5 protein-coding genes are annotated in these 6,933 nt (G+C 67.5%); 2 read left to right on the forward strand and 3 right to left on the reverse strand.

All coding sequences use genetic code 11. The features are described from left to right. Positions 1-119: 119 nt before the first annotated feature. Positions 120-1,007: a hypothetical protein gene (locus VF697_RS23440; protein WP_331098580.1), complete on the reverse strand. Its 888-nt coding sequence runs from the start codon at positions 1,005-1,007 to the stop codon at positions 120-122. Positions 1,008-1,161: 154 nt separating this feature from the next. Here VF697_RS23440 and VF697_RS23445 point away from each other — a divergent pair, with 154 nt between their 5' ends. Further along, on the forward strand, positions 1,162-1,812 hold the full coding sequence (locus VF697_RS23445; RefSeq protein WP_331098582.1) for a hypothetical protein: 651 nt from the start codon (positions 1,162-1,164) through the stop codon (positions 1,810-1,812). 226 nt (positions 1,813-2,038) lie between these two features. Here VF697_RS23445 and VF697_RS23450 read toward each other — a convergent pair whose 3' ends face one another. Together VF697_RS23450 and VF697_RS23455 are read right to left on the reverse strand one after the other, a co-directional pair. Beyond that, positions 2,039-4,192 carry a membrane dipeptidase gene (locus VF697_RS23450; protein ID WP_331098584.1) on the reverse strand — a complete coding sequence of 718 codons (2,154 nt, stop codon included), beginning with the start codon at positions 4,190-4,192 and terminating at the stop codon, positions 2,039-2,041. Next, positions 4,189-4,971 carry a hypothetical protein gene (locus VF697_RS23455; protein ID WP_331098586.1) on the reverse strand — a complete coding sequence of 261 codons (783 nt, stop codon included), beginning with the start codon at positions 4,969-4,971 and terminating at the stop codon, positions 4,189-4,191. Before VF697_RS23455 ends, VF697_RS23450 begins: the two co-directional genes overlap by 4 nt. Before the next feature lie 423 nt (positions 4,972-5,394). Here VF697_RS23455 and VF697_RS23460 point away from each other — a divergent pair. Beyond that, the coding region (locus VF697_RS23460; protein ID WP_331098588.1) for a hypothetical protein at positions 5,395-6,933 on the forward strand (1,539 nt) is incomplete at its 3' end.

The raw sequence follows: 6,933 nt of genomic DNA on the forward strand, positions 1-6,933 counted from the left end.
ATGGCCGCCGCCAGGGTCACGGCGGCACCGAGGTATTCGAACGCGGGCATGCGTCAAATCCTGTCAGTTCGGAGGCGCCCGGAGAACCAGGCCCGGACGTCGCGCCGCCGGCGTAGGCATCACTCGTACGTGCAGCGCTGGACCTGGCGGTAGGTGCCGCACTGGCCGAAGTCCGTCGTGCCCGCGGGTTGTGAGTGGTAGCAGTTGTAGACGGCGGGGTCGCAGCCCGGGCTGGGCCAGACGTCGTAGGCGTCGCCATCGGTGACCGCGAACTCCGTCACGCGCGCGACGAGGCGCGCCGTCTTCTGCATGGCCACGCCGTCATCGGCGCCCGCGCTGAAGGTGAGCGGGACGGTGTGCGGGTCGATGGCCTGGTGCAGCGTCGGGTACGACCAGTCGAGGCGGTAGCTGGGCCGGCCGTAGACCTGCGGGATGCCGTCGGGCGCCGTGACGGAGAGCCAGTCCACGTACCCGGACACCGAGGCGCGGCCGCGATAGAGGAGGTTTGTGTTGCCCTGGACGACGTAGACGGGGTTCACCACCTCGTCGATCCAGATGCCGCTGTCGCCTCGGAAGTCGAAGAACCGCGGGGCAATCACGATGCGCGCGGTGTACGAGCGCGGCGTGCCCGTGAAGGTGTTGACGCGGACGAAGAGCGGCAGGCCGGAGAGCACGGTGTTGAGCTCGTGGCCCTCGTGGAGGACGATCTCGAACCGGCGCTCGCTGATGATGTGCGCATCCCCGAAGGCGTCGTCGGGGACGAAGCTCAGGACGTCCGCGAGGTAGCGGTTCGCGGTGGCGCGGATGATGAGGGCGCGGACGCCATCACGCTCCTCGAAGGTGCCGAGCGTCTCGAAGCTGAGCTCGTTGTCGCCCACCGAGGCGTAGAGGCGGGTGGCCGTCACCGCGGCGGTGCTGACGCCGGTCTCCTCCTCGGTCTCCGGAGTGGCGTTGATACAGGCCGCGAGCGCGGCAAGGCTGGCGAGGGCGAGGGTGCGTAGTTGCATGGGGGGCCTCCAGGTGAGGCCCCTACGCGTACCACAAGCCCGTGACACGCGGCAGGCGGGAAAACAGGTCAAAACATTAAAATCTTGAATTCCCCGTCCCACCTCTGGCTCACTGAGCGGAAGCGATTCCGCCCCCTTGCTCAGGAGAGAGCCCATGAACACGGCTTGGAGAGTCAACGCAGCGTTTCTTGTTTCGGTGGCCACGCTGCTGGGAGCGGAGCGCGCGCTCGCGGATGGCACGAACCCGTACCACCTGGAGGCGAACGTCGTCAGCCCGTTCGACTACACGGGGCTCGTCACCTCCGCGGCGCCCTACCACCACGTCGTCTTTGGCGGGGACACGTCCTTCGACGTGGCGATCCAGGGCATGTCGACGGGTGGGCAGAAGGTCTGGTTCGACGTGCGGCCCATCAGCCCGGCCACGGACATCCGTGGGGTGATCCTCTCGGGTGGAGCCAACGCACGGGTACCGGCGTGCGCCAACGGCAACCCGGCCTCTGGTGGGTACGTCGTGCAGGTCGAGGTGCAGGCCTACCACCAGGGCACGTGGACGCCCATCGGCTGGGTCAAATACGCCCACGTGGACAACATCAACGTGAACAACGGCGCGGTGATCGGGAAGGCCTTCTCCTTCGCCACCGCCTCCTGGAACTTCGATGGGAGCTGCTCGACCGGGCCCCACGTCCACATGGAGCCCTACAACTACCGGCACTACGCCTGCTACACGAACCGCAGCCCCTTCGCGTACTACGACACGCTCGCACGCGTGGGGGGTGGCCGGCTCGGCTTGCAGCCGTGTCCGTAACGTGAGCCCCGAGTCGCCGTAGGCGTGCCAAGGCGTATCGGCCCCTGGGCGCCGGGCTATCGCTCTGGCCGAACGCGATGCGGGCCTTCGAGGCGTTGGGGGCTGGCCCGCGAGGTGGCGGGCGCGGGCTTTTTGACACCTTCCCGGTTGTCGCATCGCCGAGGCACTCCCAGGCGGAGGCGGGGGCCTTCCAGCCCCTCGCCTCCATCGCGTGACCTTTCCCCCCCTACTGGATGGTGTAGGCCACCGTGCCACTGCAACTACCGCTGGAGTAGCAGCCGGCGCGAAGCTGGTAGGTGCCGGCCTGGCTGGCGGTGTAGCTCAGCGACGAGAGCAGACCACAGCTGTCATCGCTGTACGCCACCTGCGTGCCCGCCGGGCCATACAGCCTCAGGTAGGTATCCCCCGAGCCCGAGGAGCCGCTCACCGAGCAGGTGCCGAGTTGGATGCTTTGCCCGGCGCTGAGCAGCACGTTCTTGTTGGCGGTGTTCTGCTGCGCGCTGTTCGTGTTGGTGGCGCTGTAGCTGAACGTGCCATGGACGGGGCCCGACGGGCAGAGGAAGCGCACCCGGTAGTCGAAGCAGACGCCGTCGGGCTGATCCGCCACGCGGCAGACGCCTCCCCCGGCGGCGTCGCAGGTATAGACCTCGCCACTCTGGGTCCAGTTCACACCGGAAGTGGTCTGGCACTCGATCCCGATGGGATTGGAGCAGGCCTGACCCGCGATGACGAACTCGTTCAGCGTCTCCCAGTCACCCGAGCCGCCCGCGGCGTCACGGTTCAGCCACGCGGTCCAGGTGCCGCTCTGGCTCGAGCCCAGGCTGACGCTGCGCTCCCAGAGCCGCAGGAAGTTCTCCGCGGACTGGTTCAGGTGGTCGACGTAGGGGGCGGGCGTTCCCACGGCCTGCAAATCGGAGATCAGCTGCGGCAGCAGGCCCACGTGGGCGAGGCCCTTCTTCTGCAATTCCGTGGGCCCCCCGGCGTTGTTGATCCGCACGTAATCCGAGTAGCAATCCTTGGAATTGTAGCGAGGGCGCAGCTGATCCGTGAAGCCGTTCAGATCCGCGCCAAATCCAACCTTCAAGCCATTATCGATGGCGTACATGAGCGACTGGGCGAAGGCCGTGGTGGACCCCTGGCAGCTATTGCCGACGGAGCCATACTGGATCGCATCCTCCGGTCCTGTACGCAGGCCCACCATGCCACCCGTGTTGGTGATCATCTGGATCTCGTCCTGCCTGATGAACTTCTCGTGCCGGTCCTCGGAGCCGCTGATCGTGTTCCACATGTGCGCGTGCGAGTAGAGCAGCGGGTAGTTTCCTCGCTGCTGCGCGAGTTGATAGACATTGGCGAACGACTTGCGCGAGAGGTGGGCGACGTCCACCAGCATCCCGCGCTCCATCATCGCGCGCACCAGGGTCTGCCCCTCGGCGGAGAGGCCTCGCTCGTTGAGGAAGTTGTCGCCATTGCACTTGCCCGTGGAGCCCCAGCCGTCCCGACAGACGATGTCGTTGATACGGGTGGACTCTCCCATGATGAACTCGACCTTGTTGGCGCCACTCATCAGCTTCGGGATCGGCGCCGCGCCGCCGAACCGGTTGTCGGAATGGTGCACCACCTGCACCGAGCGCACCCCCATCCCCCTCAGCTCGTCGAGCTGCGCGATGAAATCCCCGGAGGGGAAGAGCTGCGTGACCTCGACCGCCAGGACGAGCGCGAGCTTGCCCTGCTGGATGAGCGCTCGCGCCTGCGCCGGCGTGGTGGCGATGCCCACCCAACCGCTGTTGCGTGAGACGAAGCCCTGCGCCGCGTTGACCTGTCGCCGGACCGAGTTCATCTCATCGCAGTCGTAACGGCGATTCCCGATGGGCGTGTTGTTGCAGAGGAAGTTGGACTCCGCGACGGACACGACCATGACCCGCAGCCCCCCCTGGTAGGCCTGCTGCAACCAGCCGTACCACATCTGCTGGTGGGCAATGGCGTCCCACATGGGCCAATCCTCGAAGTGCGGTCGCGGGCAGGTGCCGGGCACGGGGATGCCAAAGACATAGCGGCATTGCCGCCGGTCGTAACCGCGCCGCCGGCCCAGGTGCCAACCCGTATCCCCCCCGAAGAGCCCATGGCCACTCACGAGCTCCGAGGCGATCGGGATGCGTGTCGCCGCGTGACTCCCGCCCGGGAAGTTGCCATCGCAGCGTTGGACCGCCACATCCATGGGGCCCTCGACGGTGCCCGAGAACCAGCTGCCGCCGAAGCTGTGCTCGGCCGTCAAGTGCGAGTGCAGGTCGACAAAGCCCTGGACCGGCTGCGCGTTGGCCGAGGTGCCGCCGCACACGACGGCGACGAGCGTGAACAGGAAGAGCGTGTGTCGGGAGTTCATCGGGTCTCCTCCGTGGACGAGGGGCGAGGCGTGACGGTCTGCTCCGGCCGCGGGGAGAGGGACTCCGGCGTCCAGGAGAGCGACACCGGGTAGGGCTCCACCAGGGAGGGCTCCCTCGTGCGGGCAGGCTCCTCGTGGACCGCCGTGGAGGAAGCCGGCTGCGGCTCACTGTTGTCGTAGACGAGCGACGTCTTCTGGAGGCTGGAGAGGGACAGCTTCTGGGTCATCCGGCCCTGGATGTCGCCCAGGTACAGGGCGCTGTTGTCCGGTGACAGCGCCAGACCGTGCACCTCGTCGGGAGAGGCGAGCGTGTACAGCACGTCGCGCTGCTCGTATTCGGAGGTGTGGGACCGGGTGAGCCGGATGATCTGCCCATTCACCACCCCGTAGGACGTATCGGAGTTGGAGCCACGGACGACGATCGCGAAGTAATCCTCGAACGAGCTGTTGAGGGTGGTGCTCCCGGCGCTGTACCCGTTGGCGGGAGCCATCTGCACCTTCTCGTCACCGGAGCTCGTCCAGAGGACATACCCCGTCTCCGGGTCGTAGCTGGTCCCGTAGGGCCCATTGACGTCGGAGGCCAGGGTCTCGACGTTCGACCCGTCGAGGTTGCTGCGCCGGATCGCCTTCCCGGCGTAGTCCGCCCAGTAGCGCTTCGCCGTCGCGGGGGCGTGCGGGGCCAGAGCGCGGGGCGACCGGGTGTCCCCCGCCTTCGCGACGGGGGAGGGTCTGACGACCACCGCACGGGGATCCTGCTGGCCCAGGGCCGTCGAGCCCATCAGGAGGCCACCGAGGCACCACAGAGAGACTTGCAGACGAGATCTCGGTTTCATGAGTGTTCCTTCAGCTTGGAGACTCCGCTGTGAGTACATCTCATGGATTCTTCGTTTTTAAAAGGTTTCTGGGAATGCGGGTCTGCCCTGCATCGCTCAAGTGGCTCCCCCACCCAAAGGAGAGGGAGCCACGGCATGCGACGGACGCGCCTTCGTGTGAAGGACAGGCGAGGGGAGCCAGACAGGCGGCCTGCTCACGCCCTTTCCAGCCACGACGGGGTGCATGGACTTCAACTCCCCCTCCGGGCATTGTTCACCTCCAGACAGAGGGGGCCGAGACATGGCGGGACGTGACATCGCGGGGAGGCAGCGGGGTGCGCTGCTGGTGGCGGTGACGCTCAGCCGGGGTCCACAACTCGAGGCGGTACCATGAAGCACGCGTTCACCCACGGGTTGCTGCTCACGGCGGCATGTGCCCTCACCCTCACCTTCCTCGCTTGTGAGAACAAGCTGCCGCTCCCGTCGGCGCGGTCCGGCGACGTCCGGGCGTCCGCCGACGAGTTGGTGCAGACGGACCTCGTCGCCACCAGCCAGTTGGACGGTGGTACCCACTCGTACACGGCCACCCTGCCGCCAACGGCGGGGGTGGGCACCATCACCCAGACGCTGGAGGCGACCTGGGACTGGATGCTGCACAGCCCCAGCGCTCCGCCCATCCATCCGCAGGGCTGGTCCATCGACTACTACGCGGGCGGCACGAAGCTGACCTCCGCTCCCACCACCCCCAGCGGCTGGGCATCCGTGTCGCGCATCGTGAGCACCGGCTCCACCACGGTGGACGGGCTGGATGGCGAGCGCCAGGTGCTCCTCTCCACCATCAGCGCGCCGCCGGTGGTGGTGGCGTCGTCCTTCTCCAGTGGCAGCGTCGGCGACGGCTGGGACGTCTTCTTCGACCCGGCCTACACGAAGGTCTTCAACATCCACCACCACAGTGGCCCGGCCACGGTGATGTGCCGCAAGCTGGTGGACGGCACTGCCTGCCCTGGCTTCCCCATCGACCTGACCAAGACCGCCAACCGCTCCACCGGCAAGATCGACGCGGAGTCGAACACGCTGTGGCAGCCCACTGTCGCCAGCGGCTCGCTGGCGTGGGACTGCGTGGACCTGACCGGCTCCACCCGCTGCGCCATACCGGTGGTCCAGTCCAGCATCACCACGACCAGCGGCGGCGAGGACTACGACAACCATGTGGATCCGGTGGTCATCGGCCGCAAGATGTATGCGATTGGCTACGCGAGCGACAACACCACCCGCATCACCTGCCTGGACATGGCGACGCGCGCGGAGTGTCCGGGGGTGAGGCTGCCGCAGAACGGCACGGCGTATGGCGCGGGCCTGGAGGCGGTGGGCACCAGGCTCTACGTGCTCCCCGGCAGCGGCGCGAGCCTGGACTGCTACGACAGCACCACCTGGACCCGGTGCCCGGGCTCCTGGCCCCAAACAGTGGAAAACAGCCCGGTGTGGGGCGTGCGCGGCGCGGACGGCGTGGTGCACAACGTCTGCGCGAACGGGCGGTGCTTCGCGCTGGACGGCTCCGCCCACACCCTGCCGCCGAACTTCATCACCGCGCTGGAGGCGGACCCCGTGCAGGAGTTCATCGGCAAGGCCACCAGCCTCGGCACCAAGGCGGCGTGGACCACCAACGGCGGCACGGTGATCTGCTGGGACATGCTCACCGACGCGCGGTGCTCGGCGGCGTTCCCCCTCCCGGTGGATGTTGTCTACGCGCCCACGCTGGACCCCGAGAACCCGGATTGCCTTTGGACCAACGGGGACGACGGCGTCATCAGGAACTACAAAATCAGCACCGGCGCCCCGGGCTGCTCGGGCGGGCCGCCGCGCATCTCCTTCAAGGCGACCGTCGCCATCCCCCGGCTGGGGTGCGACCCCTCTTCGCGCGGCCATCAA

The sequence above is a fragment of the Archangium sp. genome, from assembly GCF_036388035.1.
Classification (GTDB): Bacteria; Myxococcota; Myxococcia; order Myxococcales; family Myxococcaceae; genus Archangium.

Bases quoted from the DNA above. Each gene is read 5' to 3' on its own strand.
- VF697_RS23445 (WP_331098582.1), top strand. From the start codon at position 1,162: ATGAACACGGCTTGGAGAGTCAACGCAGCGTTTCTTGTTTCGGTGGCC.
- VF697_RS23440 (WP_331098580.1), bottom strand. From the start codon at position 1,007: ATGCAACTACGCACCCTCGCCCTCGCCAGCCTTGCCGCGCTCGCGGCC.
- VF697_RS23455 (WP_331098586.1), bottom strand. From the start codon at position 4,971: ATGGGCTCGACGGCCCTGGGCCAGCAGGATCCCCGTGCGGTGGTCGTC.
- VF697_RS23450 (WP_331098584.1), bottom strand. From the start codon at position 4,192: ATGAACTCCCGACACACGCTCTTCCTGTTCACGCTCGTCGCCGTCGTG.